This window comes from Mycobacterium sp. E1747 (genome assembly GCF_001667775.1).
In the GTDB taxonomy this organism is placed as follows: Bacteria; Actinomycetota; Actinomycetes; order Mycobacteriales; family Mycobacteriaceae; genus Mycobacterium.
The window spans coordinates 19,744-46,658 of record NZ_LZJI01000104.1; the positions used below are offsets into that span (position 1 = coordinate 19,744).

Genomic DNA, 26,915 nt, shown 5'->3' on the forward strand with positions numbered 1-26,915 from the left:
ACAACCCGCCGACGCTGCTTCGCGCACGACGCGGGAAGCCGTCCCTTGTAGCGACGACGGCGTACGCCGAATGCGCACGATCTCACGCTCTTGCATGCAATACGGCCGATGCAGGCGCACTCAACGGGGCGTCTTGAATCCGAAACCGGCGCTATCAAGCCGCTCGCGGGCGTGATGGAAGTTCTTCTCGTTCTCTTCTTCGTCAGGGATGCGCAACGGCGGTCGCTCGCCCTTCCGGGCGAGTTCGAACAATTGATAGCTGATATCGGAGCGATCGGGCTGCGCGTATATCATCCCCTCCGGATTCGGGAAGCGCTCGACGATCGGCTCAAGCTTGTTCCAACTCTCCGCCACGGTGCGGTGAAAGACCCGCCACTGGCCGTCTCTCTTGTCCCATCGGTCGATGTAGCGAACCGACCGACTGATGAGGTAAGCCACCTCGTTGCGTTCGGTTTCGGCGCAATATAGGGCTTGTGCTTCCGAAATCGCTTCGTCGCCATGGATCTCAATGAGCAAATTCATGAGGTAATGGACTTGGCGATGGGTGGCGTGCTTACTCGTGCTGGGAAATATCTTCCCAATCGAATCACCGCGAAACCGTGAGTGCCCATGATCGACGAGCGCATCGGGCCAGAAAGTGTCCTGCAACAACTCAGGGTCGTTGCGATCGATGCCCCGTAGGTACCTCGTGAGCCGATCGCGAATCGCCTCTTTGGCCTGCAGCTCAAGCAACCAGGTTACGAGCTCGGGATCCATTTTGCTCCTTCGTTAAGAGGACCACTCGGTGAGTGAACCCGTCGAATCGGCCAATCCCCACCGGTCACCGGCAATCACGGCTCACGCTAGGCCACCGTATCCGCGACTGTCAACAAAGGTGCTGACTGCCGCATCCGTCAACCTTTTCGTTGACAGGCTCCACAATCGTCATTAGCGTTCTGCTGGGACGGCGACAAGCAGACGACTGGCCGGTGATGCAGTACGTCTTGGCGACCGACGAGCGGTACTCGCCATAAGCCACCATTGTTATTGCTGCCAGGCCTGCACGGCCTGCTCTGCGTTGGCCCTGGCATGTTAGGGGAAGGATTAGGTATGAGCGCCGAGCACGCGGTCCAGGACCTGTTGACCAAACAGGCGATCCACGAAGTCGTCTTGCGCTACTGCCGCGGCGTCGATCGAGTCGACCGCGACTTGATCGCCGCGGCATTTCACCCCGATGCCAACTGCGAATTCGGTTCGCTCCTTCTCAGCGGCGACACGATCGCTGACTCGATAGCCGAGGCGGCCGCCAGCAACGAGATCACCACCCACATGGTCGGCAATGCCCTCTATGACCTGCACGGGTCCATCGCTCACGGCGAAACGTACTACCTGTCGACCTCGGTAGTCATTGGAGATCAAGGCAAGCAACTCCGAATGCGAGCAGGGCGCTACGTCGATCAATTCGAAGAGCGCGACGGCACCTGGAAGATCGCGAATCGGGTCGTCGTCCAAGATTGGTGCAGATTCAGCGATCTGCCCGACCTGCCGGCCGGCGCTCTCTCGTTCCGCCCCGGCGAGCAGGGACCCGGGGATCCGCTTTACACATTGCTCAACACCGACCTCGGGTCGCGCGCCGCTCACTGATCACCGCAACGGCCGAAACGTTTCCCGTATCCCCTCGACGATTGCCTCGGGCTGTTCGGCAGCACTGAAATGCCCACCGGCCGTACGTTCGTCGCGGTAGTGGGTGTTCGGGAAAAGCAGCGTGTGCTCTTGCTCCAATTCCGGCGGCAGGCGCGGAACCTCCCGTAGAAATACGGTCATTCCTGTCGGAACAGTGACCAGCGGCGGCACGGGAGTAGATGGCTGCCATAGGTTCAGACACGCTTCACGGTAGAAGCGGACAGAAGTGACGAACGAGTCTGTCGCCCAGTAAAGCAGTGTGGTGGTTATCAGGAAGTCTTTGCTGAAGCACTTCTCCACGTCGCCATCGCAATCGCTCCAAGTCCTGCGGCGTTCAAGTAGCCACGCGCATAGGCCCGCGGGTGAGTCGTGCATCGCATAGGCCAAGGTCTGTGGATCCAGAGTTTGGGTGGCGACGTGGCTGACCCATTTCGAATGCAGAGAAACGTAGCTTTCCCGGTAGTCCTGAGGGAGTGAATAGAGGGTGTCACCCCAGGGATCCCAATAGCGTCTGGTAGCCCAGATGCCGGGGTACGCGGCTCTGCCGCAGGTGTGAATTCCGATCACTTGGTTCGGATACTTGTGTCCGATCAACGTGGTGATCGCGTTACCCCAGTCCCCTCCTGACGCGGCGAAGCGGTCGAAACCCAGCACATCAGTCATCAAGCGATGCCACAAATCAGCAGTTCTCGAAGAATTGATGCCAGGCACCGTCAAGGGCGTTGAGAAGCAGAACCCGGGCAGCGAGGGGACGATCAGTTCGAACGCGTCATCGGGACGGCCGCCGTGAGCGACAGGATCAGTCAGGGGGCCGATCACATCCTTGAAATCCCAGAATGTCCATGGCCAGCCATGGCTGAGCACCAGCGGCATCGGCGCGGGGCCCCGGCCCGGGACGTGCATGAAGTGAATCGGGATCTCGTCGAGCTTGACTCGGTAATGTTTGTAGGCATTGATCGCGGCGGCTTGAGCCGACCAATCGAAGGCCTCGATCCAGTAATCGACCAGTTCGGCCAGGTACTCCGCGTTCGTACCGTATCCCCAGTCGGCATTGGCAAAGTCAATGGGATAGCGGGTGTTAGCCAGACGGCGACGCGCATCCTCGAGCGTTTGCTGCGGGAGTTCAACGACGAACGGCTCAATCTTCAAGGAGAACCTCCCAGTCCATGCGGCACGGTGGAGCCTCCCCACCCGATGTCATCCGCCACGTCGACCCGGGATACTCAGCGGCCCCCATAAACTCTTTCGGGACGCCAACTCGAAGAGAACGTACGTAGCGGCACCCAAAGAGCCCCCTCCCAGGTACCGTTCGTTCTGCCTGTACGCGGGGCCCGCCGAGGAGAGCTCGTCGGGTTGGCTCAGTGAATGAGCTGAGACTAATGACCCACGGATCAGGATGTCAACGACCCCGTTGATGGTCGGCTGGTCGCCGGCTGGTATTTGGTTTGTTCTTCGGCACCGACTCGCCGGGCGAGGTCATCAACTACCCGATTCGCAGTGCGCCCCGTGGGGGCCGACGAACCCGGAAGGATTAATGATTGCATTCCAGCAACGGTGATTGGGCTTAACGCCCGGAGTACGCCAATTGACAATTAGCGCGAATTCGGTACCCGATGGGCGCTAAACACACGGACGACGCCAGGAACACCTTTGAGCTGACGCGCCTGGCCAATTGACCACTCGATGCCGACACACTCACCTATTGCAGTGCGCGCCGATTCGGTGGCCAGGACCATGCCGGATGGCGCCACTTCGGTCACACGACTAGCCAAATTGACTGGACTGCCGTACCAGTCGCCAGCGCGGCCGATCGCTGGGCCGAACGCAAGCCCGACTCGTAATGGCGGAAATTCGCTGATTTTCGTGGCGTCGACGAGATCGAGCATCGTTGTCAGTAGTTGAGCTGGATCAGCACAAACCAGCATGACCGCGTCGCCGATCGCTTTGACGAATTGAACCGGAGCGCGGACCACTTCGCGTGTGAGCTCGGCCAGGCGACCGGCAATTAGTACGAGGTCTTCAGGCGGGAGCTGCTCTCCCAGGGTGGTAAAACCGACCAGGTCAGCAAAAGCGATCCCGACCTCGCGAGCTCCGCGAAGGCAGCCGGACGCGCGTTCGACCGCGTTGATGGCCTCGGTTTCAAACGAATGCCGTAGGGCCACTTTGAACAAGTCGGTGATCATCGGGCCAAGGAGAGGCTTGACCTCATGCGCGAGTCCCTCAAATGCCTGCGCGAGCTCGAGTTCAGTAGTGCCGGGATGCAGGACAGCTTGCAACGCGGCTTGGCGCATGGTGACCGCTGCGCCGGTGAAGCCTTCCATGAGCAACCGCGCAAGTAAAACGAGCTGTTCAACGTCAAAGCCCAGGTCTGCGAGGCGCGCGATGCCCAGGACCGATTCAGCGTCAGCGCGCGAAAGGACGGCGGCATCGGGATCCTCCACCTGGACCAGACCAGCCGCACGGTGTAAGCGCTGTAACAACTCGAGGTCGACGCCGCTGGATGCGGAGAGTTCGCGCGCCGACACCGACGTGCCATCATCGCCGGTGACCCGGTTTGGCGGCAAGAATATCGGACTATAGGTGCCGCGAATCTGATCGGGGTCAAATCCCTTCTCGAGTAACCACATAACGAGCTGAGCACGCTCCGTCCGCGCCTGACCCCGTAGGCCAGTGAGCAAGCCCAGTGCGTCGATATCTTGCTCATCCACCGCGTGAACGCCCAATTCCTAAGAGGTCACACGTGACATGAAGCCGGATTTGCGCCATGCCACCAACTGTTCAAGCGGCGGCGAGTCATACCGGGCAGGTGGGCTCGTCGCACGATCTCGCGTTGCCGCCTTCCTGAACGCGATTCGCAAACTGTCCATCGGAGTTGCGCTAAGACAGCTCGATCAGTTCACGTGTGTGCTGAAGTAGCCCAATGTGGCCGTCGACGGAGAGGGTTTCCGATCGCCGATCGTATGGCGCCATCGTATTGACGCTGACGTGCGTCGCGCCGATCTTTTGCCACAGAGCCATCTCGCGCATAACCTCCTCATCCGGCCGAAAACGCACGTCCAAGCGCCCGTCGATACCGAATGAAGGCGACGGCGATCTGGTGCCGGAGAGCGCCCGATCGAGCTGGTCTAACCAGTGGCGGACCATCGGAGACAGTGCGCCGCCCGGACATATCCAGCCGTCAGCCATCGCCGCCACCCTGCGAAACCCCGCCGGCGAAGTGGCGCCCATCCATATCGGAATCGGTGAATCGGGAAGCGGATTCAAACCGACGCGGTCCAAGCGGTGATAGTCGCCGTGCATCGTGACCAGCTGCTTACTGCACAGCTCGCGTAGCACACCGATCTGCTCCTCGATACGCCGGCCCCGGCCCTCGAAGCTTACGTCTAGCGCCTGGAACTCCAAGTGGTTGTATCCAACGCCTACGCCAAGGCGTAAGCGGTTATTGCTGAGGACTTGGATTTCCACGGCCTGCTTAGCGACGAGAGCAGTCTGCCTTTGGGGCAGCACCAATACCCCTGTCACTAGCTCCACGGTTCGCGTCAGCCCGGCAAGATAGGCAAACAGTATTAGCGGCTCGTGGAATTGTTCGCGATACGTGTAATGCCCAGGTGGCCACTTCAGCATGTTCACGTCATCGCGATCAGTATCGGCGCCCAGCACGTGGTCATACGCGAGGATGTGGTGAAACCCCATATCTTCGACCGCCGTTGCATACTCCCGAATCGCGCCAGGATCGCGCCCGATTTCCAGCTGCGGGAACACCACACCGACCTTGGTCATGCCGCGAGCATAAATTGCCTGTTGCACCATCTACAAGTACGTTGACAGCTGCATGGGCGCTGGCCAGCGGCCTTCATTGCGTTGACGGTTGTTCTGAACTGGTGTTTTGCAAGGTATTTGCGGTGCCTCAGCCAACAAATCGCCCGACCGGGTTCTACTCCATCATCGTTGGTGTTGACTACCGTTGCTTACCGGGACTAGATTTGTCGGGTGGCTTCGTTACGAGTGCTCGTCACGGGTAGCAATAGAGGCCTCGGACTCGGCCTGGTATCTGCCTATGCCGAGCGCGGCGATCACGTGCTTGCGGTCTGTCGTCAAACGTCACCCGAGTTGGAAGCGCTCGGCGTCGAGGTGATCGACGGCATCGATCTCACCGACACCGACGCGGTCGCACAACTGACGGATCGAGTGGGGCCACAGGGAGTCGACGCGCTTATCTGCAATGCGGGCATCAACAAAGACTCCGCCGGCCTCGACGACATCGACGTCACTAACCTCGCCGAAATGTTCGATGTGAATACACTGGGTTGCATCCGTGTAGTGCTGGCTGTCCTGCCGCGCATGAAAAAGGGCGCAAAGATCATGCTCATCAACAGCATGGGGTTGGTGCCCTTTGGAATCCTCGGCGCGCGCACAGTGGGCAATTACGGATATCGAATGTCGAAAGCCGCGCTCATCTCGTTTGGCCATGCCCTGGCTGGTGACGTCCGAGAGCGCGGCATCGCAGTCGCCTTGGCCTCACCGGGACGAGTTGATACCCCCATGCTGCGCACCGTTTATTCCGAAGGTCGCACCTCGAAAGCCGCTATCGACGAGGCGGCCGACATCTATGCGGTGGGGCGGATGCTGCGTACTCGCATGGACGAATTGACCCTTGACCACTCCCCCGCCTTCCAACGAGACCCCGAGGGCAACCTCGCGGTTCCGCCCCATATTCTGCGACTCCTCCAAGAGGCCAACTCAACCCAAGTCGGACAAGCCGGCGAGTTGGCATCAATTCGCAAGTAACCGGCCACTATTCACACGAACCGAGAAGAGAAGTATTTGATGAAGTCCTTTGCGGGCAAGTTGGCAGTCGTCACCGGCGGAGGCAGCGGAATGGGCCGTGATTTGGTGACCTTGCTGGCCACGGAAGGTTGTGCAGTTGCCGCGTGCGACCTTTCCGCCTCGGCACTGGACGAAACCCGCGTCCAGGCCACCGCTGCAGCCCCTACGGGAACCCGCGTTACGACGCACATTTGCGACATCACCGACGAAGCCGCGGTCGGTCGCTTCCGGGATGAGGTGCTCGACCAGCACCACACCGACAAGGTCAATCTGCTATTCAACAACGCGGGCATATTTGGCGCGGGCAGCTTCCTGGCCGACGATCGCGCTGCGTGGGAGCGAGTCTTCAACGTCTGCTGGTTAGGCGTCTACAACATCTGCCGCGCGTTCGTTCCACTGGTCGTCGCCAGCGACGAGGGGCATGTGATCAATACGGCCAGCATCAATGCATTGCGCGCCGTTCATGGACCCGGCGCGCCCAGCACCTCCTACAGCGCGGGCAAATGGGCGGTGCGGGGCTTTACCGAGGCCCTGATCGAGGATTTCCGAACCCACGCACCCCACGTCGGTGTGTCCCTCGTCATGCCCGGCGGCGTGGGGACCGGCATTCGCGCCAACAGCCAGCAGATCCTGCGGTCCAGCTCCGATGGCACTGTCACGTCGGGGACCGAGCACCTACGCACATACCTGACCGGTATGGGTGTGCCTGTGCAGGACAGTTCCGACGAAACCCTCAACCACCTCATGGACGTCATGCAATCAGACGTCTTCGCCATGCCGTCGGTTCAAGCGGCCGGAGACATTCTCACCGGGGTGCGGGAGAACCGTTGGCGGATTTTTGTCGGCGTCGGAGCCACCGAACTTGATCAAGCGGTGCGGGCAAATCCCGAGAACATCTATGACGCCGACGGCCCTTCGCTGATCAACCGTGACCTACTGATCAGCATGATGGTGCTCAGTAGTCGCTTTGAACCAGAACCAGAGGGCTCCGCCGATGGCGTCTACGAACTCCGGCTGGATTCGTCGCCGATCTTCTGCCGAGTCGAGGACGGGAAGCTGCAACTCTCGCGACAATCCGACGGCCCCACCGACGCAGTCATCGAGGCCGACCCAGCCGCGTTTCGCGGACTGATCCTGAAGCAAGAAAGACTCAACGATCTGGTGCGCGAGGGACGCCTGAGGCTCAGCGGTAACGGCGACCACGTCGAGCAGTTGCTTCGCGCAGTTGCCGTCTGAACATTTGCCCCACTGGACCAGCATCCCGCAAACCCCAACTGCCGCAGTCGACCGCGCCTCATCTATCGATCGGCGCGAGGATACAAGCGCTCTAGCGCCTGCGGACTGGGGCGAGGAAACAACCAGCCGTCGCCCGGCCACCGTGTCCAACCCGATGACGCCCAGCCACCGCCGTCGACATGTACCGCTGTACCGGTGATGAACGACGACAGGTCAGAAGCCAGGAACAGGACGGCGTTAGACAGTTCCTCGGGTGTGCCGGGGCGACCCAGCGGAACATACATTTCGTAGCCGGCCTTCGTCAGTTCCTCAGCCCGGTCTGGATCCTTCCAGTCAAAACCACCGCGAATCCGTGAGGTTCCAGGAGTCGGGATGGACTCAACCGCGACCGTGTTGACACGAATTCCACTGCGCCCCAACTCGACCGCGAGGCTACGGCTGAAGTTCGCCAATGCCGCCTTGTAGCCTGCATAGACGCTATAGCCGGGAGCGGCCCGGTGCGCTTCGATCGTGGTGATGTTGACGATCGAGCCGCGCCCGCCATGCATTCGCTGTGTCGCGCGTTGACAGGTGTGCAACACATAGAGGTAATTCCACCGGGCATCGGCCTCCCACATTTCCGGCGTGCTGTCAGCGAACATCGCGAAACGCGTTCCACCAGCGACATTCACGAGGATGTCGACCCGCGGTGCGATTTCGTCGAACGCGACGAAGAACCGGTCGATCGCTTCGGGATCACGAACATCGAACACGTCCGACAGCAACAGCCGGTTCTGCCGTTCAATCGCGTCGGCGGTCTCGGCTAGTGCTTCGGCGTCGATATCGCACACCGCGACGTGTGCCCCAGCCCGGGCAAGGTCGCGCGATACCGCTCCCCCCAAACCTGTTGCGCCGCCGATAACGAGGGCCGACTTCCCGACCAGGTTGGCCCGCTCCTCCAGGATGCCCAATGACAATCCTTCCCTACCGATTCGGCTCCGCCACTCTCAGCGATCCTGGGCATCCCTGCGCCGGCGGGACTTAGCGCAGGCCCTCAGGTTCCATCCCAATTTGATCGAGCGTCCCGCGCCACGCAAGAGCGCCACCGTCGATTACATAGGTGACTCCGTTGATGTACGAAGACATTTCACTTGCCAGAAAACATACGAGATTACCGATGTCCTCGGGCTCTCCCATGCGCGGTACGAGATTGGTTGCAGTGTTCGACCGGACGAATGCCTCTAAGCCGACCTGCTCGATGTAGGTCTCAGCGAGCGGCGTGCGCACCGCCCCCGGACAGTAGCAATTGACCCGAATACGGTCGGGCGCCAGCGCGATCGCGAGGTTCTTCGTCAGGAGGTCAATACCGCCCTTGGACGCCCCGTAGCAAATGCCCAGCGCATACCCGACGATCGAGGCGACAGACCCCGAGTTAATGATGGAGGCGTTCGAGCTCTGGCGCAGGTATGGAAGGGCCAGCTTCGAGCTGACCCAGGGAGCGACGAGATTGACCTCGAGTACCTTGCGGAAATCATCAGCCGTCAGTGCGTCGAGCGACGGATCGGGAAACAGGCGTGCGTCGTGCACGCCGGCGTTGTTGTGCAAGACATCGATGCCGTCGAACACCTTCGCCGACTTGGCCATCGCTTTCGCGACCTGATCACCATCGGTGATGTCGCAGTGCAGGTACAGCGCCTGGTAACCCTCGGACTTGATGTCGGCCACAACCTGCTCGCCCAGCTCATCGTTCACATCGCAAATCGTGGGGATACCGCCCTGGCGTGCGACGACCTTTGCCGTCCCGGCTCCGATTCCCGAGGCACCACCGGTGATGAAGAATCGAAGGTCTCGGACAAGCATTTTCTTCTCCTGGTTTCGATTAGCGCCAGGCCCTATGGGGGGATTACCGCGGCGAGCGGGGCCGACCCACGCGGCAAAACCGACTGGTCACGAGGTCACGAGGCTACAGTCTGGAGCTCTCCGATCGGTTAGCCAACCGCCCCATTCCGAACCTCGGGCACACCAATTCGGATCGTATCCCACCTTAGACGGTGTATCAACTACCTCGTTGATACCTTAAAGGTACCCGCTCGAAACGAGATGATATTGGCGTCATGGGGATGCGCGCGACACGTGATGAATCGGATCACCCATGCGCTATAAAGCCGCTTCAATACCGGTTCGCTCGGTGCGCAACGATGCGTTGTCCGGCGCTGGCAACTGGCGCGACGTCGCCGCCTGACGCCGGCAACAAACCTCCATCAATGATGATGTTGACGGTCGTCGAGACGGCTGCTTACAGTGTTGGCTACGGGGCATTGCCGTGGGGCGCCAGTCACACGGTGACGCAGTGGAAGCCATGAGACAAGGGTGTCTGAACGGTGGCCGTAGGCAGTCAAAAAGTTCTCGTCTGGTGGTGCCTCGTCATGGCGGTCATCTATGTGATCGCATTGCGCTTCTTGCTGCACATGTTTCCGCCTCCGACGGCTAAGTGGTCATCGCAGCAGGTGGCACAGTTCTACGCCGAGCACAGCACCGAGATCAAAGTTGGGGCAGCGATCGGCGGCTGGACCGGTGCTTTCTGGCTCCCGTTCGTCGTAGTGCTCACGGTCCAGATGTATCGGCACGAGCGCGGCAAGCCGCCGGTCTGGACCTTGCTTGCGTGCGTTAGCGGACCTTTGATGAGCGTCTTCTTGGTGTTGTGTCCGCTCTTCTGGGGTGTGGCGGCCTTCACCCCGGGTCGGTCACCAGAAGTTACAACTTTGATGCATGAGCTCGGTGTGCTTTCGTTCGTCACCACGGACCAGTACGTCATTTTCATCTGGGTGGCCCTGGCGGTGATCTGCCTGACACCGAATACCATTGCAGACTCGCCGTTTCCACGCTGGTTCGGGTACTTCACTGCTTGGACGGCATTGATGTTCGAGGGCGGCGCGGTCGCCTTTCTGACTCGCAGCGGCCCATTCGCCTGGAACGGCCTGCTGGCATTCTGGTCGCCGATAGTTCTGTTCAGTATCTGGTTTGCGATGGCGGCCACGCTGTTGAACAAGGCACTCAACAGGCAAGCCGTGGAAGAAACCTGTGAAGGCGCACCGCCTTCTAAAGCGACCGCGCCCGCGACTTGACGACGAAGTTTGCATGCCCCCTGATGCCGCGGCGTTAGCAGGGCACGTCTCCAATGCCGTTGTGCGTCACACTGTCTCGCGCACGCGCGAAGGTCTGACCCACCACAGGGCGAGCGCCATGGACATCACGGTGCGTCGCCGAAGGCTGCGCTAGCCGCGGATTGCGTCAACATAGGCGAGCGAATTGACTATCGCCGCCTGATCCTGGTGATGCGGATCGCTGTACAAGCCATTGGCGGCGAACAGCTCGGAACCGCTGTTGGCGAATGCGCGCCAGCCACATCTAGACAGGTATTCGGCCACGTCGTTGCGCTCCCCCGTGTACCAGAGATCGGCCCATTCCTTGTCAAGGCCGTACGTCCGCCAGTGTTTGGTGGCCGCTGTGAGCCGGACACTTACCTGCGCCAACGTCGCCGGGATGTTCTCCGTAGCGACCCGACTGCTCGGCGCACTCAACCCGGTGATGTTGTCCAACAGCCGGTCCTGAACAACGGGAGGTAGGAACGGCAGGAGCCCCTCGGCGATCCAGGCGCTAGGCTGGGTGGCACTGAAACCGGCTTCTTGCAGTGCGGTGGGCCAGTCGTGGCGCAAATCGATTGCCACTGAACGGTGTCAACTGTTGGGCGTGCGCCCAGTTGCGCAAGTGTCTCGGTCTTGAACTCGATGACCTCGGGCTGGTCAATCTCGTAGAGTGTCGTGCCGGCTGGCCACTGCTGCCGGTAAGCTCGCGCATCGAGCCCCGAAGCCAAAATCACCACTTGCCGTATGCCGCCACCGACCGCGCCTAAGGCAAAGCCGTCGAAATAGCGTGTGCGCGCTGCCATCATGTCGCACATTCGTGCTAGGCCGAATGTCGGATCGCCATGGCCAGCGTCGACCTCGGCCGGATCGAGTTCGCCGCAAGCAAGGCGAGTGTAAAAGTCCACCCCCACAGCCCGAACCAACGGCTCAGCAAAGGGGTCGTTAATGATCGGATTGGGCCGCCGGCTGGCTACGGCCCGTCCGGCCGCCGCAGCGGTCGCGGTCGATCCCACGCTGGAGGCAAGGTCCCACGAGTCATTGTCGTTGCGCGCCAAGCTCTGCCCTTTCGTGTGCTATTCCGGCCGGAACCGTGTGTGCAAGCGCCTCCTGCCAACGCGAGTTCCACGGGCAGGGCACGGCAACGGTTTTGTAGCTCGGTACCGCGGTGCAGCGCTTAGAAGATCACCAAGCAAGACGGTCCATCGCGGATTCCGCCTCGCTAAGCACTGTGCGCGGCTCGGCCGTACTGCAGGTTTGCGTAGGACCGAGGACGCAGATTCAGCCGATAAACTTCCCCGATCGGCCCGTCGACATTTTCCGTGCCCGAGTAGTCATTTCGGGGAGCGAGCCCGCCGAGCAGATGGTCGAACATGGGCTCGAAAGCACTGCCGCGGTAGCGCTCGGTCCAGGACCGCACCATTTTTATGGCGCCGGGCGGAAGTTCGAAGCCCCTGTCAACGACGGTGCGCAATATTCGCTCGATCGCGCGCAGCTCGTCACCGGCGCCAAGCTCGATATAGATCATCTGCCGCTGTGGTCGGTTCAGGCACGGCCGTGCCGCATCGGCCAGATGCCACGCTACTTCTGCATCGGTCAGCATGCGCCTGTTCATCACTGCACTGCCCGCGCTAGACTGCTACCGGCCTGGCAGTGTTCAGGTGGCGTTGATAACGGAAGGCGCCCAACGGTTTCGATTCCGTGTGATGCCAGTTCCCATTCGTCAACTGGACCTGTGGCGATGAGACGCACGGAGCGCACGCCCAAGTCGCGGAGCATTTGAGCTACCGTCACCATCGCCACGTCACGTTGCTCGTCCAACCTCGTTGCGCTGTGGCCCCGCTGATCTCGCAGATAAATGACGACGCCTCGGCCCGCGGTGGCTATACTCCTGTGGGCGGCATCAAGGCTCGAGCGGCATCGGCATCGCAGCGACCCGAACACGTCACCCGTCACGCATTCGACGTGAATGCTCGTCACGACTTCTACGCCGGTACCAATGTCTCCATACACGATCGCTACGTGCTCAATTCCGTCGAGCAGACTCCGGAACGAGATCGCGCGACAATTTCCAAACGGTGTCGGCACGGGCGTCTCACTGCTGCGGGAGACCTGCTTCTCGCTCTTTCGTCGATAGGCGACCAGCTCTCTGATCCCGACACACACCAGACCGTATTCAGCGGCGAAAGTCGTGAGTTCTTCGTAGCTTGCCATCTCGCCATTGATCGGCGATACCACGTGGCCGAATGCGGCAACGGAAGGAAGACCCGCCAAACGGACCAGATCTAGTGCAGCTTCGCCGATGCCGGGGCGAGCCAGCACTCCCCTATCGTCAGTGCGCAGCGGCGCAACATGGCCGGGGCGAGTCAGGTCACGCGGCGAACTCCCCGGGTTAGCCAGCAACCGAAGGGTGTGTGCGCGGTCGACCGCTGAGATCCCCGTGGTGATGTCATGTCGCGCGTCGACGGTAACCGTGTACGCGGGCCCTTGCTCGCTGTCGTCGGCGTTAGGCATGAGGGGCAGCTCAAGTCGACTGCATTCGGCTGCTGTCATCGGCGCACACAGGTATCCGGCGGTGTGCCGCACTGCGAACGCGACCAGCTCGGTTGTCGCTGTCGCCGCGGCAAAGACCACAGCCCCCTCGCACCCAGCGCCGGTGTCATCGACGACGATCACCGCCTGACCGGTCCCGATCTGGGTGATCGCCTGCGTGACCGCATCGCTGCGGGTGACTGTCCCCAACGGTCCAGGCCCGCGAGACGGTACCCGATAGACGTGCGACACAACGCCAGTCGCTGATTCCCTCATGACCTGCTCACCTGCTTCGACGGCCAGGCCGGAATGGGCCCAGAGAGGAGACACGGGATCGCCCAGACGCGGCCCCCGGCTGGGTCCGTGACGAACAGGGTGCGCAGATCGTCGCCGCCGAAGCACACATTGGTTGGGAAGCTGCGGCTGTCCAGCGCAATCGTCTCCATCTCGACGCCGTCAGGGTCGAAAACGTGAACTGCATGGGAATCCGCCCCGGCCACATACACGTTGCCGGCGCGGTCCACAGCCAAACCGTCAGGATGGCCATCGGCGAGTTGGGTGAATACCGCATCGAATGCGATCGACCCGTTCTGACAAGAGAACCGAAGGACACGGCCGGTGCGCGTTTCGGCCACATAGAGCACCGAGGCGTCTGGGCTGAACACCAGCCCATTCGGATAAGCAATGTCGCGAACTCTGGTGACTAACTCACCGGTCTGCGGATCAAATGTACGGACCGCGCCGGGGGGCCCGTCGGAACTCATGGCTTCCCCGCGTGGGTCGGTGAGCCAGATGAGCCCCTCGGGCCCGACGACGCAGTCACTGGGAGTGTCCAGACCACTACTTGTCGCATCGTGTACGACACCGTCGCGCACATACTGCAAGCTCGGTTCGGCGGTACGGGCCGACCGGGTCCGAATGTGCTTGCCGCCCTGCGCGATCCACACTGTGCCATTGGAATGTTGGCACAGACCAGTGGGATTACCACCTGGCTCGGCCACCGATTCCGCGTGGCCGTTGGGACTCACCTCGTAGATCAAGCCCCGCGACACGCTAGTGACCCACAGGCGGTCAGACGCCGTCCATAGTGGCCCCTCGGTGAAGCCAAGTCCCGTAGCGACGACCCGCGGCCCTGCTTCGGTCGAGTCTTTCGGGGTAATGATAGACATCCCAGCCGACCTCAGCTGCCGGAAACCAGGACGGGCTTGGATTGCCGTGAGGTATTGAAGTCAGCGGTCAGGGCAACAGTTCCCATTCTCGACTCCACTCTTTTTGGCTGGCGCGCGAGAGCGCCGACCGGATCTTCGGACCTGCATGAGACGCCGACGGCGCCGGCAGGCGACTCAGATCATTGGGGCGAATCCCAACGCCATCAGCGTAAATCCGCCAACCTAGATTTGTCAACACTAGTGCTGATAACTGGTCGCCGCGCATCTGCAGGCGGCGCGCACCCTCTCGGTTGTCGTTTCGCAATCGCTTCTGCCCACCGCCTCATCGATGCCAGCGTGTCGCGGGGGTTTGAAGTGCTCTGCACCGAAACTGCTGCTGCAGGGTGGACGACCGGCGTGGCCGGTATCTATCCGCGGGGACGCCGCGACCGGCGTGTGCGCCCAGGAGTTGCAGATGCAGCTGTGTCAGCTGTCCAGGTGGTCGAAGCCGTCGCGAAGCCACTGCCGATGATCAGGTGCCGACACCTGGATGATCCGCTGCGCACGTACCTCTTCAGATAGACCTCGAAGATCGGCTGCGCCATATTCCGTCACCAGCACGTCGACTGTTCCGCTGGACAGCGAAACCGCCTCCGGTTGCAATCGCGGCACGATCCGGGAAACAGCACCGGCGGTCGCCGACATCGCGATGATCGACAAGCCGTCGTCCGCTTTGCTGGCCGCGTTAGCGAAATCGGGAAGTCCGCCAATGCCACCCCGGCGTCCGCCGAACCCAATTTCGGTGTTGGCCTGCCCGAACAAATCGACTTCTAGCGCAGAGTTGACGGCATGCAGTTTCGGTAATTCCGCCAGTCGGCCGGGATCGTGGGTTTCGTGGGCACCTGCCAGCTCGATATGAGTTGCGTGATCCAGGTAGCGGTAGAACGCCGCGGTGCCGCTCGCGCCGGTCGCCACGACCTTTGCGTCGGTGCCGAGCGCGCCTGCCTCGTCGAGCACCTGCACCCAGCCTCCCAGTAGACCGGTATGAATGCGCAGACGCCGACGCTGAGTCAGTGACTCGACTACCGCTGCGACCCAAGGTCCCATTCCGAGTTGGACCGTGGCGCCGTCGGGCACCAGAGCGTGAATGTGCGATGCCATCTCATGGTGTCGCCGAGATGATGTCCGCTCGTCGCACGCTGGACCATCACTTCCCAAAATGGTGAGGACCCTGTCTGCAGTAACTGTTGACCGAGTACCCGTCCAGGGAACCGCTGGACCTGTTTCCAACACCACCGTGGAGGCTCGGTGAGCCGCGGCCGCAAGGTAATCGACTGAGGCACCCAATGAGTGCCAACCATTGTTGGCCGGTGTTCCCTGGGCCAGAACCACGTCAACGGCGATGTCACCGTCGTAGAGTCCGCGCGCCAGCTCGTAGAGCGTCATCCGGTCATACATGATTTCGCGGCGGGCGAGTTCGTCTGCGGTGCCCAGGGGTCCGGCCGGAAAGAACGTACGGATGCGAGTCCCCGGTAGGTCAGGCATGTCAACCGAGAGCATGCCGATGAGGATCCTGCTGTCTCGCAACCGATCACGATGGCGCCCCAGGGCCGATAGCAGCAGCAGCGGGGTCCCCGCGCCCTGTCCTATGACAATGTCCTGACCCGGCTGCAAGACGCTGCCAAGCACATCGTCGATCGCATCGGTATCGACTGCGCTACCGACCGTCATTCGCCTATGCGGCTGCCGCGCCGGTGCATTCGTGCACGCAGGTCACACATGGGCATGGTTGGTGCTCCGCTCATAGCGGATGACCGACTCCATGCCGGATCTCAGGTCCCGGTGATGACCCCTCACTTCAGCTCGGAGCCGGCTGATGTCGATGGCGTGCGGCAAAATCGGGCGGTCGTCGTCGCCGAACTCGGTACACGCGCCCGGAACTAGCTCGGCGACCGTCTCGGCGATTTCGCCGAAGGACGCATCGACACCGCCGATCTCGTAGACACTGTGGGCGAGCTGGCTGGCTTCGAACAGGTCGGCCAACGTCTCGCCGATATCGTCGACGTGGGCGATACACACACGCGCCTGTGCCTGGTAGTCAACGCGGCCCGGCCGGCCGTGCGCGGCGCTGACAGCAGGTATGTTGACACCCCGACTAGCCACCGCTGCCCCTGGACCGTACACCGACGGGATTCGCACCGACGTAACGACATTGCGCTGCAGCGATGCGTTGATCTCGATCCCTACGCGCTCAGTGAGCAGCTTCATCGCCCCGTAAAGCCCGTGGGGCAGAACAGGGCTCATCTCGTTTAGCGGCGCTTGGCCCAGGTCTTGTGGCCCGTGAACAGCGGTCGAGCTGGGAAACAAGATGCGGTGGATGTCGAGCACTCGCGCCAGCTGGAACGCCCGCCATGTCGAGGCAGCCATGACATCGAGTTCACGCGCCAGAGCCGGAGTGCCCTTGGGGGGCCGGAAAAACGGGCCGAAATAGATTCCGTCGACGCCCCGTCGGCCGATGACGTCTAGCAGTACTTCTTGGTCGGTGCAGTCACCGACACGCCATTCGACGTCGGCCGCGATGTCGGCAAGTCGCCCCGGCCCTTCGCGTAGCTCTAATGAGGTGACGGTGTGGCCCCGGCGCAACAACGTACGTACCAGCGATGCGCCGACAAATCCTTTCGCCCCAACGACAAGTAGACGCATACGCGGCTACCGGTAGGAGCGCGCGAGGCGCTTCCACGCGATCGGCTTGGCGTCGGTCAGCTTCGCCGCCACCGGCCGGCCGCTGCGTTCGGCGTAGAACGCCGTGAGTTCCATAATCTTCCCGACGTCGACCCCCACGTCAAGGCCGACGCCGACCAGCATCTCCACCACGTCCTCGGTGGCGACATTGCCGAAAGCGTCGGGAACAAACGGCCAGTCACCACCCCAACCGCCGAATGCCGTGTCCACCACGACATGTTGGAACGGTGAGAGCAGCGCGGCGAACAGATTAGCCAGTCCGGCGCCACGTGTGTCGTGGAAATGAAGGCCAAGGCGCTGATCCACCGGCAGATGTTCAGCCAAACGGCTCAGTAAGTCCAAGACCTGAAGCGGGTCGGCTTGTCCGGTCGAATCGGAGATGATGACCTCGTTGACCCCCCGCAGGCTGCGCAGGTGCGACGCGTGCTCGACCACGCGTGCCGGGTCGATCGGTCCCTCGATCGAGCAACCGTATGAAGCGCTGACAAACACCGAAATCTTTAGGCCTGCGTCAGCCGCGGTGCCCGCCCACCGCTCGATCTTGGCGATCAGCGCGTCGTGATTGGCATCCATGCCATTGGCGGACAGGGTGGCAGAACTCTCGGAAAACACCAGGAGCCCCGTGTCGAGCAACCCCTCCTGCCGCATGGCGAGGGCGCGGTCAAGCCCGCGTTCGTTGGGTACCAGTCCTGACAGCGTGGTGCCGGCCCGTGCCTCCCCCAATGACCGCAGAAAAGCCTCGGTGTCGGCCATCTGGGGCATCTTGTTGGGGTTAACAAAGGCGACCACGTTCATTTCACGGCAGCCAGCGTCGCGTAGACGATTAAAGATTTCGACTTTCTCACTCGTCTCCAACACACTGCCGTGTGACTGCAGCACTTCCCGTAAACCGACCTCGCGGAGGTCTACGCGGGTTGCTGCGATGCTCTGGTGAATATCAGCCAGCATGAATAACTTCCTCACTGCCGGTGCGCGCGTCGGCGCCGGCGAAGTTGGGAATGACCTCCTGGGCGAACATCCGGATCGAACTCAGCGCCTGGTCCTGCGTGATGCCCGGATACTGTGTGCCACAGATGATCTGCGTAACACCGACATCCTCGAACCTCTTGATGTTGGTGCAAATCGTGTCTGGAGTGCCCACCAAGACCACGCCATTCTCAATGAGGAAGTCGAATTTCATGTGGTCGGCCAACTTTGCGCTGTGTTGCGACGCCTCGGCATACCATTCGTAACCTGGTGGCAGCTCGCCGCCGCGACCCCAGTGCAAGAAGTACTCCATGGTGTGGTCGAGGTAGGCCGCGAACGGCCCCTCGGCAATTTGCCGTGCTTCCGCGTCGGATTCCGCACAGAAGGTGAGCATAAAAGTCGCAACATTGTCGTTGATCGCACCGACGGGCGTCGCTCTGCTTAGAGCTTCCTTGTACTCGGCAATCCGCCGACCGATGACATCGGGCGTGATACCAGTGGCGAAGCCGAGAACGCCCATACCCAACTCGCCGGCGAGCGCATAGCTCGGCGGACTTGTCGCCGCCGACCACAGCGGTGGATGCGGCTTTTGCAGCGGTTTCGGCACGATCGGCCGGTTGGGGATGGTCGTGTATTTGCCATTGAATTCGATCGGGCCGTCCGTGGTCCAGATTCTTGGGATCAATTCGACGGCTTCACGCCACATCGGACGGCTGTCTTCGACCGGGATCCCGAATCCTTCGAGCTCTTCCTTGGTGATGGATCGACCAGTGCCGAATTCCAGCCTGCCGTTGGACATGATGTCCAGGGCCGCTGCGCGCTCCGCAGTACGAACGGGATGGTTGAAGCCCGCCGGCACCTGTACGACGCCATGGCCGATACGAATCCGTTCGGTGTGCTGGGCGACAGCCGCAAGCCAAACTTCAGGCGCAGAAGAGTGCGAGTACTCCTGCAGAAAATGGTGCTCAACGGCCCACACGTGCGTGTAGCCCAAGCGGTCGGCTTCGGCCACCTGTTCCAGAGCATTCCAAAAAACCTCATGCTCAGCGCCCGCACCCGCGGGCTGGGCGACGCCGAGCTCATACATCAGGCCGAAGTCCATGCTGGACCGCCTCTCCTTTGCCGAGGGAATAGCAGCAACCATCCGCGCTACACAGCAATACTTTAGTCGCCAAAAGACATCTGTCAACAGTAGTGTTGCATTTATCCCATCCGCGCTTCGCGGCGCGCGCACGGTCGCCCCAGGGGAGTAGTGTGGATGAGCACACGAGAATTGCTGTGGCACTGGTGCTAAGGGCGCCGCGGCTGCATTGTGCGGAGTCGGGTTGTCCGACCGGCGCCTCTTGCAGTTGACATCGATGTATGTTCAACCGGAGTGCTGACGATCGAATCCTTCCAGCAACGCGATGATCGCGTCGCCTTGCCGCGTTCTTGTTGACGGCGGCCGGAGTGCTGCGACAACCCTGCGATACCGGTGGGACACGTACGCGCCGCGTCGTGTCTCGGCGTCTTCGCTCAACCTGCGCCGACCCGGTCGGCTGCCGCGCAGAGCGGCCTGGCTGCAGTTCTTCGGCAGGGCCTTCGAAGAACCGCCCACCGGGCTAGGCTATTACGTGTCGCGCTTGCGAAGACCCTCGATCGCGACCGTTGAGAAGGCCCGCGCCACCTCGTCGGGCCCGACAGGACCGTCGGGGTGGAACCAGCGATGCGTCCAATTCACCATGCCAATGAGGCCGAAGGCCGCCAGACGCGGTGAGATGTCTTTGCGCAACACGCCGGTGTCAACACCCTCCTGGATGATAGCCACCAGTGCGCGGTCGAAACGTCGCTGTAGTTCGACTACATCGACGCTTCCTTCGCCCGAGGCGACCCGCGTAGCGTCTTCCTGCAGAAATACATACATGTGGGGATAGAACTGGGCGTAAGATCGCAAAAGCCGTTCGAACAACTCCTGCAACTTGACGTCGGTTTCACGTGAGCTGTCCCGAATTTCTTCAGCCATCTGAACATTGCTGACTAGGACATCGAGGACGACTTCGTCAAATAGCTCGCGCTTGCTGCCCACGTAGTAGTACAGGGTGGCTCGGTCGAGCCCGGCCGCCTTGGCGATGTCATCAATGCTGGTGTCGGCAAGGCCATTTTCCTTGAAGACCTTCGCTGCCGCAGCAACGACCGCGCGACGGCGCTTCATATACCGCTCGCTGCTGTCGACGCGGGCAGCTGCCCGCCTCTTCCCTATCCCGCTGGCGTCCATCAACACGAGAGTCTAACAGTGCGAAACCCGCAACCGATTACGATTCTCTGCGTGCCGACTGCCTTTCGTGGACAAGGCCTATCGCCTTCATCACAGTGCGCCTCAGAGATAATTCATGCCACCACCGACGTTGATGGTTTGTCCGCTGATGAAACCCGCCTCGCGACTTAGTAAGAATGCGATCGGGTGGGCGATATCGTCGGGCTCACCTAGTCGCGGGACGCATTGCATTGCCGTGGTCACCTGGATGGCTTGCTCGTCGAGCGTCTCCAGTGCATGTTCGGTAGCGATCAGGCCGGGCATAATGACATTAGCGGTAATTCCCGCTGGACCTGCCTCTCGGGCCAATACCCGCGTGAATCCGATCACGCCGGCCTTGGCGGCGCAATAGGCGCCCCACCCCGCCCCGCCCATCAGCACGACGCCTGAGGATGTGTTGACGATCCGGCCATAGCCCGCCTTAGTCATATGTGGCAGGGCCGCCTGACAGGTGAAGAACGTTGAGTCCAAACTCGATTGCACGATCCGGTGCCAAAACTCGACGCTCATCTCGGAGATTTCGCACGGTTGATACAGCGCCGCCAGGTTCACCAGGCCGTCGATGCGCCCGTACCGCTGCGCGACCCCGTCCATCAGCCCTTGCACCTCGTCACGATCGGTCAGATCGACCACCTGAGCATCGACGTTGAGCCCGGCGTCGGCCATCCGCTTAGCCTCGGCTTCGACCTTGGCGGTGTTGAGGTCGACCAGCGTGACCGCCGCGCCACGCTTAGCAAGCAGCTCACCCGCGGCAAGGCCTAGGCCGGCAGCCGCCCCGGTGACGATGATGCTCTGATTCTCCAGCGACGGCGCTTCACTACTACTCATCGGTCTTCCGCCCTTCGGCTCCATAGTTCACTATCCTTTCGCTTCAGCGAGTGATTCGATAAGCCGGTCAAGATCGCCGGGCGCCCCGCATGCAACTGAGCGGTGCCGAAGAGGCCATTTCGATCAAAGCCGTCACGATCCGTGTTGCCGATGCGGCTGCGCCGGCTGCGACACACTGCATGAGAACATGGCCGGCCTGTTTGTTGGCGCATTCACGCGCCAATGCCGCTGTGGCCGTGTGGCGTTGTCTGCGTCATGCCGCTACCCTCGCGGCCCGCTCAGCCGACCGACACCGACGATGAGGTCTCGAGGCGTTCCATGACGAAACCCTCGTAGCCCTTGTCGGCGACCTCCTGCACCTTCTCACGAAAGCCGGGCAATGTATTTGCGTAGAGCAGGAACTGGACTTTCTTACCGGGGATGTTGCCGCCGTTGAACCATGACGGAACGTTGGATTTCACTAGCAGTAGTTCATTGGCCATCTCGTCGACGTGTTCGCCCCATGCTATTTCAGCCTGCGGGCTCGGCGCGATCTTGGTGGTGCCATTGGCTTCGAGGTATTTGAGGCAGTCGGTGATCCAGTCCACGACGACCTCGGCGCAACGCGGGAAGTTGCAAAACGCACGAGGCACGGCAGTAAAGAAATTTGGGAAATCAGACGTCATCATACCCAGCAGTGTGCGTGGCCCCTCGGCGAAGGCCTCCTTGAAGGTGACGCCGTTCTCGCCGCGGATGTTCATGTGGGTTAATCCGCCGGTGAAGGCGTCGAAGCCGGTGGCGAAGATGATGACGTCAAATTCATACTCCTGATCACTGGTCCGGATGCCCGTGGGGGTTATTTCCACGATCGGAGTCTCGCGCACATCCACGAGCAGCACATTGTCGCGGTTGTACGTCTCGTAGTAATCAGTCTCCATCGGAATCCGCTTGGTGCCGAAGGGATGGTCCGTGGGAACCAGTTTTTCGGCTACGGCCGGGTCCTTGATACGTGCGCGGATCTTGTCGCGCACGAATTTGGCGAAGTCCTCATTAGCGTCAGCGTCCAACGTGATGTCGAAAAAGTTGCCGAGCCACTTCTCGAATCCCGGACGCGCCCATAGCTTTTCATAGAGCGCGATGCGCTCCTCTTTCGGTACTTCCAACGTCGGGCGTGGGTCGTACTCGTAGAGAAAGCCTGCTGGGCTTTGCCGACACTGTTCAAAGATCTCGTCGTAAGTGGCCTTCCACTGTTGTTGCATCTCCGGGGTGACTTCCTGGTTGTGCAGGGGCCCGCAATAGGTGGGAGTGCGTTGAAACACCGTCAGCTGCGCCGCCTCTGCCGCCACATGCGGGATCAGCTGAACGCCAGTGGATCCCGTGCCGATGACGGCGGCTCGCTTGCCTTCGAAGTCGATGCCCTCCTGCGGCCAGCGGCTGGTGTGCAGCGCCAACCCAGTAAACGTGTCAATACCCGGGAAGTCTGGGATGTAGTTCGCGGTGACGGGAAGGATCCCCACGGCCGCGATGACGTATCGGGCCTCCACATGCTCACCGGTACTGAGCCGCAGGTGCCACTTGTGCTCGTCTTCGGCCCAACTTGCTTCCTCGACCATCGTGTTGAGCTGAATATCGCGGCGCAGGTCGAATTTGTCAGCTACATAGTTAAGGTAGCGTTCGGTGTCGGGCTGTTTGGAGTAGAGATGCTTCCAATCCCATTCCTGCAGTAATTCCTCGGAGAAGGCGTAGGCGTAGGTATGGCTTTCGGAGTCAAAACAGCACCCGGGGTACCTGTTCCAGTACCAGGTTCCGCCGACTCCGCCGGCACAATCATAGGCGCGCACCGACAAACCCAACTGGCGGACGCAGTACAGCTGATGTAAGCCAGTGACTCCCGCGCCAATGATGACGACGTCGTATTGTGATGCGGCCTTGTCGTTTTGAATCGAATCCATCGCTATCTCTCCGGTGTGCTGAATTGCTAATCCCATTGCGGTGGTCGCCGGTTCGAGGGGCGACTCCGGCAGCGCCCGAGGTTGTCAGCCGACCAGCGCCGAAGTAATTGCTCGCTCCTGCCTTGCCGGACGTACAGTAAGGCGCCAACTCAGGGGTCAGCCGCGCTCACGGGCAGGCTCCCCTTCCGAATAGTGTTGTTTAACCTCTCGTCGCAACAACTTTCCGACTTGACTCTTGGGAAGCGGCCCATCGTGGATGTAGACCCGCTTGGGAACCTTGTAGGGGGCTAGGCGTTGTTTGGCGAATTGCACCAGTTCTTCCGGGATGAGGGTGTGTCCCGCCCGAGACACCACCACAGCGGTGACCGCCTCCCCCCAGTGGTCATCCGAAAGCCCGACGACAACCGCCTCAGCGACACCCGGATGGGCGCCGATGACCTTTTCAACTTCTGCCGGCCAGACATTGAATCCGCCGGTGATGATCAGATCGTCGTGGCGATCCACCAGGTGTAGGTAGCCTTCGTCGTCCCAATAGCCCACATCGCCCGAGCGCACCCAACCGCCGTCGAGCGTCTTGCTCGCCGTAAGTTCATCATTTTTCCAATACCCGACGAACCGGTTGTCACCGCGGCTGACGATCTCCCCGATTTCATCGACGGCGCAATCCTTTTCATCCTCGTTGAGGATGCGTACCTCCACGTTATAGATCGGCCGTCCTGCCGAGGCAAGGCGTGCTGGTGGCTCGCCGGCGAAGACATGGTCTTCGGGTTCGAGCACGGCAAGCACCATCGGTGACTCGCTGTGGCCGTAGACCTGTGTCAGGATCGGGCCGAACGCGTCAATCGCCTCTGTGATGCGCCGCGTCGCAATCGGCGCGCCACCGTAGTAAATGCGGCGAAGCGATGAAGTGTCGTAGTCGGTGCGGGAGGGGCAGTCCAACAGCACATTGAGCGCCGTGGGGATAGTGAAGAGCGAGGTGACCTTCTCCCGTTCGATCACCTCGAGCACAGCTTCCGCCTTGAAGTCGAAGGCCGGCATGATGACCTGCCGCGCTCCGCGCATCCACCATGTCGACAACAGCATCCCGGCGGCATGTGACAGCGGATGAAAGTGGCACAACACGTCGTCGCGACGCACATCGAGCGACAGCAGCATGTTATTGATCATGCCCATCACGCTGCGGTGACTCATCAATACGCCCTTGGGCAGGCCGGTGGTCCCCCCGGTGAAGCGGATCGCATAATGGTCGTCAGCCGCCAGCGAAATCCCGAGCGGCGCAGTGTCATATCGGGCGATCAGGGACTCGTAATCTTCGCACCCGGCGGCGGCGTCGATCTCCACCACAGTCAAACCGTCCGCGGCGGAGCCCATCTCGTCAAGAGCGGCGCGTATTCGGGGCAGTGCTTCGGGGCTGGCGACAATGACCCGCAGGTCGGTGAACTCGATGTAGTAGCGGATGTCTTGGGTCGAAGCGGCGACCAGCATGGGCACCCGGACTGCACCGGCCTTGGCGACGGCCCATTCGGTTTCGAGAAACTCGACCCGGTTGCCGATGCTGATACCGACACGATCGCCCTTGTTCACCCCGAGCTCGATAAGTGCGCGCGCCAGCGCATTGGCGCGCGCGTCGACCTCCCCGTAGGTACGGCTAACCGCGGGTGTCGTCACCGCGACACGGTCGCGGTGACGTCGGCTGCTCCACTCCAGCGCTGCGACGAAGTTCACCGGACCACCCAGCCATGAAGGAGGTGACCCTGGTCTGCGGCGCCATACTCGCGTGACACCCAGACGTGCTCGTAAATCCCGTCTTTCACCGAAAACGACGGCATTGGACCGTACGCCGACATTGTCAGTTCCCTCTGGTCAGGCCGTTCGCCGGCAGCTGGCGGTCAGCGTCGGCAAGCGGTTGCAGCGGCCGAAACCAGTACCGCCGCACATGGCTGACGCTGTCGGCGAAGGGTCCAAAACCATCGGTGGCCAATGCGGTGATCTCCGGGGAGTGCATAGCCGCCTCCGACTCGACCTCATAGAACGCCCAGTAGGTGGCAAGGTCGAGGGGCTGGGTTCCGACTCGCTCAGCCGTATAGCGCTGACCGGAAATCACACCAGGGCACTTCAATATCGCGGGTAGGTGGTCCGTGTCATACCAGCGGTTGAAGTCCTCTTCGCGCTCAGCTCTCACGTTGACACACAACGCGAAAACCAGCGGAGCACCTTGATTCTGTGTCATCAGTCGGCCGCCTTCAACTCAAGATGTAATTCTTTGAGCGCCCGCATGCTCGTCAACGTGGTGTCGTGCGTGTAGTCGTTCTTGGGCGACAGCCGGATATCGCGGAACCGCGAGAACATCGCCTCCAGCGCGACCTCGCCCTCGACGTGGGCCAGCGGCGCCCCGATGCAGCGATGGATTCCCAGTCCAAACCCCAAGTGCTTGGCCAAGTTTGGACGGTTTGGGTCGAATTGAGTGGGGCGCTCGAAGGTGCTCTCGTCACGGCTGCCCGACTGCCAGGCCAGAAACACGCGCGTGCCGGCTGCGAGCTTGACCCCCGCGATCTCTACATCCTCGGTGCAGACCCGCGGCCCGTAAGTGGCAGGCCCGTCCTTCCGCAGTGACTCATCGAGCACCTTTTGCAGGTAACGATGATTGCTGAGTTCCCCAGGATCGTCCATATTGACCACTTCAATCAGCGACTGGGCAATCAGATAGGTGCTCGTCTGGGCGCCGACGACAAGCAGGCGCACGTAGTTGGCCATTTCGTCGACCGTGAACAGCGACCCGTCTTCTTTGGGGCTATTGACGAACTCGCTTAGCGCATCCCCGTTGGGATGCTCGCGGCGATCGACTACCAGGTCCCCGCAAAAGTTCATGAAATCGACGAAACTCGCGACCAGGTCAGGGTCTGCACCTTCGGGGTTGGGATGGTGCAGATTCTTGTCGAACAGGTCGAAATATTGTCCGGCCCAGGTATCGAGTTGCTGGTGCATTTCACGCGGGACGCAGAGCAGGCTGCCCATCACCCAAGCCGGAAACGGCTTGGCGAAAGCAGAAATGAACTCGACTTCCGCTTGGCCAACAAACTGATCGATGAGCCGGTGGGCTTCTGCCTCCAGCCCCTGGCGCATCTCGCGCAGCCGCTTGGCCGATAAGAGATGGAGATGAGCAGCCCGGATTGCCCTGTGTTCGGGCGGATCGGTGCCGGTCAAGTCCGGCATTGTCCGGTAGCGTTGGCCCGGATAGCTTTCCAGCGAGGCGCGTCCCTTGCTGGAAAACAGCTCGGGGTGTCGCACCACGTATTCGATGTCTTCGCGCCGTGTCACTAGGTAGACGTCGCGCGACGGCACTGCGAACACAGGCGATTCTGTCCGCAGAGACTCGAAGAACGGGAACGGGTCCTCCAGCATCTCCGCCGACCCGAATTCAACGCGCTCTCCGCTCACAGCAATTCTCTCCTTTGAGTGCTATCAGGCGTGGTTCTCGGTCGATGCTGCGAAGAAGACAGCGAGATCCGACGGCACCGAGAAGTGGGTGGGATTGGCGCTGTTATCGGACATCGCCAAGTCAGGGGGCTTGTGGCGGGCTGTGTGGCACGCCAAGTCCCTATCAATCGGGCCGAAACCGTCACCGCAT

At 61.2% G+C, this 26,915-nt stretch carries 23 protein-coding genes and 1 pseudogene; 4 read left to right on the forward strand and 20 right to left on the reverse strand.

Annotated features, from left to right (window positions below):
• Positions 1–120: 120 nt before the first annotated feature.
• Positions 121–756, reverse strand: a complete 636-nt coding sequence (locus A5695_RS10755; protein WP_068080860.1) for a nuclear transport factor 2 family protein — start codon at positions 754–756, stop codon at positions 121–123.
• A gap of 333 nt (positions 757–1,089) precedes the next feature.
• Here A5695_RS10755 and A5695_RS10760 point away from each other — a divergent pair, with 333 nt between their 5' ends.
• On the forward strand, positions 1,090–1,623 hold the full coding sequence (locus tag A5695_RS10760; RefSeq protein WP_068080864.1) for a nuclear transport factor 2 family protein: 534 nt from the start codon (positions 1,090–1,092) through the stop codon (positions 1,621–1,623).
• Here the strand turns inward: A5695_RS10760 and A5695_RS10765 are convergent, their stop codons facing one another.
• From A5695_RS10765 to A5695_RS10775, 3 genes are all read right to left on the reverse strand, one after another.
• Positions 1,624–2,811 carry an epoxide hydrolase family protein gene (locus A5695_RS10765; protein WP_068080868.1) on the reverse strand — a complete coding sequence of 396 codons (1,188 nt, stop codon included), beginning with the start codon at positions 2,809–2,811 and terminating at the stop codon, positions 1,624–1,626.
• Between the two features lie 443 nt (positions 2,812–3,254).
• A complete protein-coding gene (locus tag A5695_RS10770) occupies positions 3,255–4,370 on the reverse strand; it encodes an adenylate/guanylate cyclase domain-containing protein (protein WP_068080871.1) in 1,116 nt (371 codons plus the stop codon).
• Positions 4,371–4,539: 169 nt separating this feature from the next.
• Positions 4,540–5,442, reverse strand: a complete 903-nt coding sequence (locus A5695_RS10775; RefSeq protein WP_068080998.1) for an LLM class F420-dependent oxidoreductase — start codon at positions 5,440–5,442, stop codon at positions 4,540–4,542.
• A gap of 210 nt (positions 5,443–5,652) precedes the next feature.
• On the opposite strand from A5695_RS10775, the gene A5695_RS10780 reads away from it, so the two are divergent.
• Both A5695_RS10780 and A5695_RS10785 read left to right on the forward strand, forming a co-directional pair.
• On the forward strand, positions 5,653–6,450 hold the full coding sequence (locus tag A5695_RS10780) for an SDR family NAD(P)-dependent oxidoreductase (RefSeq protein WP_197515454.1): 798 nt from the start codon (positions 5,653–5,655) through the stop codon (positions 6,448–6,450).
• 39 nt (positions 6,451–6,489) lie between these two features.
• Positions 6,490–7,725 (forward strand): SDR family NAD(P)-dependent oxidoreductase, encoded by a 1,236-nt coding sequence (locus A5695_RS10785; protein ID WP_082945993.1) that lies wholly within the window; start codon positions 6,490–6,492, stop codon positions 7,723–7,725.
• Positions 7,726–7,787: 62 nt separating this feature from the next.
• Here A5695_RS10785 and A5695_RS10790 read toward each other — a convergent pair whose 3' ends face one another.
• Together A5695_RS10790 and A5695_RS10795 are read right to left on the reverse strand one after the other, a co-directional pair.
• Positions 7,788–8,675: an SDR family NAD(P)-dependent oxidoreductase gene (locus A5695_RS10790; RefSeq protein ID WP_068080884.1), complete on the reverse strand. Its 888-nt coding sequence runs from the start codon at positions 8,673–8,675 to the stop codon at positions 7,788–7,790.
• A gap of 70 nt (positions 8,676–8,745) precedes the next feature.
• Positions 8,746–9,564 (reverse strand): SDR family NAD(P)-dependent oxidoreductase, encoded by an 819-nt coding sequence (locus A5695_RS10795; protein WP_068080887.1) that lies wholly within the window; start codon positions 9,562–9,564, stop codon positions 8,746–8,748.
• Between the two features lie 566 nt (positions 9,565–10,130).
• Here A5695_RS10795 and A5695_RS10800 point away from each other — a divergent pair.
• Complete coding sequence (locus A5695_RS10800; protein ID WP_068080892.1) at positions 10,131–10,829, forward strand: hypothetical protein; 699 nt, start codon at positions 10,131–10,133, stop codon at positions 10,827–10,829.
• 150 nt (positions 10,830–10,979) lie between these two features.
• Here the strand turns inward: A5695_RS10800 and A5695_RS10805 are convergent.
• The 14 genes and pseudogenes from A5695_RS10805 to A5695_RS10870 all read right to left on the reverse strand — a co-directional run bounded on the left by A5695_RS10805 (position 10,980) and on the right by A5695_RS10870 (position 26,725).
• Positions 10,980–11,905, reverse strand: a pseudogene (locus tag A5695_RS10805) (class I SAM-dependent methyltransferase).
• A gap of 164 nt (positions 11,906–12,069) precedes the next feature.
• The gene (locus tag A5695_RS10810; protein WP_156749566.1) at positions 12,070–12,450 is read right to left on the reverse strand and encodes a hypothetical protein; all 381 of its coding nucleotides are present in this window, start codon (positions 12,448–12,450) and stop codon (positions 12,070–12,072) included.
• Between the two features lie 11 nt (positions 12,451–12,461).
• On the reverse strand, positions 12,462–13,589 hold the full coding sequence (locus tag A5695_RS10815; RefSeq protein WP_068080897.1) for a 3,4-dihydroxy-2-butanone-4-phosphate synthase: 1,128 nt from the start codon (positions 13,587–13,589) through the stop codon (positions 12,462–12,464).
• 62 nt (positions 13,590–13,651) lie between these two features.
• Entirely contained in the window at positions 13,652–14,548 is an 897-nt protein-coding gene (locus A5695_RS10820) for an SMP-30/gluconolactonase/LRE family protein (RefSeq protein ID WP_082945995.1), read from the reverse strand.
• A 465-nt stretch (positions 14,549–15,013) separates the two neighbouring features.
• Positions 15,014–16,258 carry an acetyl-CoA hydrolase/transferase C-terminal domain-containing protein gene (locus A5695_RS27485; RefSeq protein WP_082945996.1) on the reverse strand — a complete coding sequence of 415 codons (1,245 nt, stop codon included), beginning with the start codon at positions 16,256–16,258 and terminating at the stop codon, positions 15,014–15,016.
• Positions 16,259–16,300: 42 nt separating this feature from the next.
• Positions 16,301–17,230, reverse strand: coding sequence for an NAD(P)-dependent oxidoreductase (locus A5695_RS10830; RefSeq protein ID WP_082945997.1), 930 nt, complete (start codon positions 17,228–17,230; stop codon positions 16,301–16,303).
• Between the two features lie 6 nt (positions 17,231–17,236).
• Positions 17,237–18,217 carry a hypothetical protein gene (locus A5695_RS10835; RefSeq protein ID WP_082945998.1) on the reverse strand — a complete coding sequence of 327 codons (981 nt, stop codon included), beginning with the start codon at positions 18,215–18,217 and terminating at the stop codon, positions 17,237–17,239.
• Positions 18,207–19,337, reverse strand: a complete 1,131-nt coding sequence (locus A5695_RS10840) for an LLM class flavin-dependent oxidoreductase (RefSeq protein WP_068080915.1) — start codon at positions 19,335–19,337, stop codon at positions 18,207–18,209. Before A5695_RS10840 ends, A5695_RS10835 begins: the two co-directional genes overlap by 11 nt.
• 507 nt (positions 19,338–19,844) lie before the next feature.
• A complete protein-coding gene (locus A5695_RS10845) occupies positions 19,845–20,489 on the reverse strand; it encodes a TetR/AcrR family transcriptional regulator (protein WP_068081001.1) in 645 nt (214 codons plus the stop codon).
• A gap of 102 nt (positions 20,490–20,591) precedes the next feature.
• Positions 20,592–21,380, reverse strand: coding sequence for an SDR family NAD(P)-dependent oxidoreductase (locus A5695_RS10850; protein WP_082946001.1), 789 nt, complete (start codon positions 21,378–21,380; stop codon positions 20,592–20,594).
• A gap of 254 nt (positions 21,381–21,634) precedes the next feature.
• Positions 21,635–23,287 (reverse strand): NAD(P)/FAD-dependent oxidoreductase, encoded by a 1,653-nt coding sequence (locus A5695_RS10855; RefSeq protein WP_068080916.1) that lies wholly within the window; start codon positions 23,285–23,287, stop codon positions 21,635–21,637.
• Between the two features lie 156 nt (positions 23,288–23,443).
• A complete protein-coding gene (locus A5695_RS10860; protein WP_068080918.1) occupies positions 23,444–25,012 on the reverse strand; it encodes an AMP-binding protein in 1,569 nt (522 codons plus the stop codon).
• 124 nt (positions 25,013–25,136) lie between these two features.
• The gene (locus tag A5695_RS10865) at positions 25,137–25,517 is read right to left on the reverse strand and encodes a DUF4286 family protein (protein WP_068080920.1); all 381 of its coding nucleotides are present in this window, start codon (positions 25,515–25,517) and stop codon (positions 25,137–25,139) included.
• Positions 25,517–26,725, reverse strand: a complete 1,209-nt coding sequence (locus tag A5695_RS10870; protein WP_068080923.1) for a cytochrome P450 — start codon at positions 26,723–26,725, stop codon at positions 25,517–25,519. The genes A5695_RS10865 and A5695_RS10870 overlap by 1 nt, the downstream gene beginning before the upstream one ends.
• Positions 26,726–26,915 lie beyond the last annotated feature (190 nt).

Coding starts and splice junctions, on each gene's coding strand:
- A5695_RS10755 (WP_068080860.1), bottom strand. CDS start 756: ATGGATCCCGAGCTCGTAACCTGGTTGCTTGAGCTGCAGGCCAAAGAG.
- A5695_RS10760 (WP_068080864.1), top strand. CDS start 1,090: ATGAGCGCCGAGCACGCGGTCCAGGACCTGTTGACCAAACAGGCGATC.
- A5695_RS10775 (WP_068080998.1), bottom strand. CDS start 5,442: ATGACCAAGGTCGGTGTGGTGTTCCCGCAGCTGGAAATCGGGCGCGAT.
- A5695_RS10785 (WP_082945993.1), top strand. CDS start 6,490: ATGAAGTCCTTTGCGGGCAAGTTGGCAGTCGTCACCGGCGGAGGCAGC.
- A5695_RS10795 (WP_068080887.1), bottom strand. CDS start 9,564: ATGCTTGTCCGAGACCTTCGATTCTTCATCACCGGTGGTGCCTCGGGA.
- A5695_RS10800 (WP_068080892.1), top strand. CDS start 10,131: ATGGCGGTCATCTATGTGATCGCATTGCGCTTCTTGCTGCACATGTTT.
- A5695_RS10810 (WP_156749566.1), bottom strand. CDS start 12,450: ATGCTGACCGATGCAGAAGTAGCGTGGCATCTGGCCGATGCGGCACGG.
- A5695_RS10820 (WP_082945995.1), bottom strand. CDS start 14,548: ATGTCTATCATTACCCCGAAAGACTCGACCGAAGCAGGGCCGCGGGTC.
- A5695_RS27485 (WP_082945996.1), bottom strand. CDS start 16,258: ATGACGGTCGGTAGCGCAGTCGATACCGATGCGATCGACGATGTGCTT.
- A5695_RS10830 (WP_082945997.1), bottom strand. CDS start 17,230: ATGCGTCTACTTGTCGTTGGGGCGAAAGGATTTGTCGGCGCATCGCTG.
- A5695_RS10835 (WP_082945998.1), bottom strand. CDS start 18,217: ATGCTGGCTGATATTCACCAGAGCATCGCAGCAACCCGCGTAGACCTC.
- A5695_RS10840 (WP_068080915.1), bottom strand. CDS start 19,337: ATGGACTTCGGCCTGATGTATGAGCTCGGCGTCGCCCAGCCCGCGGGT.
- A5695_RS10845 (WP_068081001.1), bottom strand. CDS start 20,489: ATGGACGCCAGCGGGATAGGGAAGAGGCGGGCAGCTGCCCGCGTCGAC.
- A5695_RS10850 (WP_082946001.1), bottom strand. CDS start 21,380: ATGGAGCCGAAGGGCGGAAGACCGATGAGTAGTAGTGAAGCGCCGTCG.
- A5695_RS10855 (WP_068080916.1), bottom strand. CDS start 23,287: ATGGATTCGATTCAAAACGACAAGGCCGCATCACAATACGACGTCGTC.
- A5695_RS10865 (WP_068080920.1), bottom strand. CDS start 25,517: ATGACACAGAATCAAGGTGCTCCGCTGGTTTTCGCGTTGTGTGTCAAC.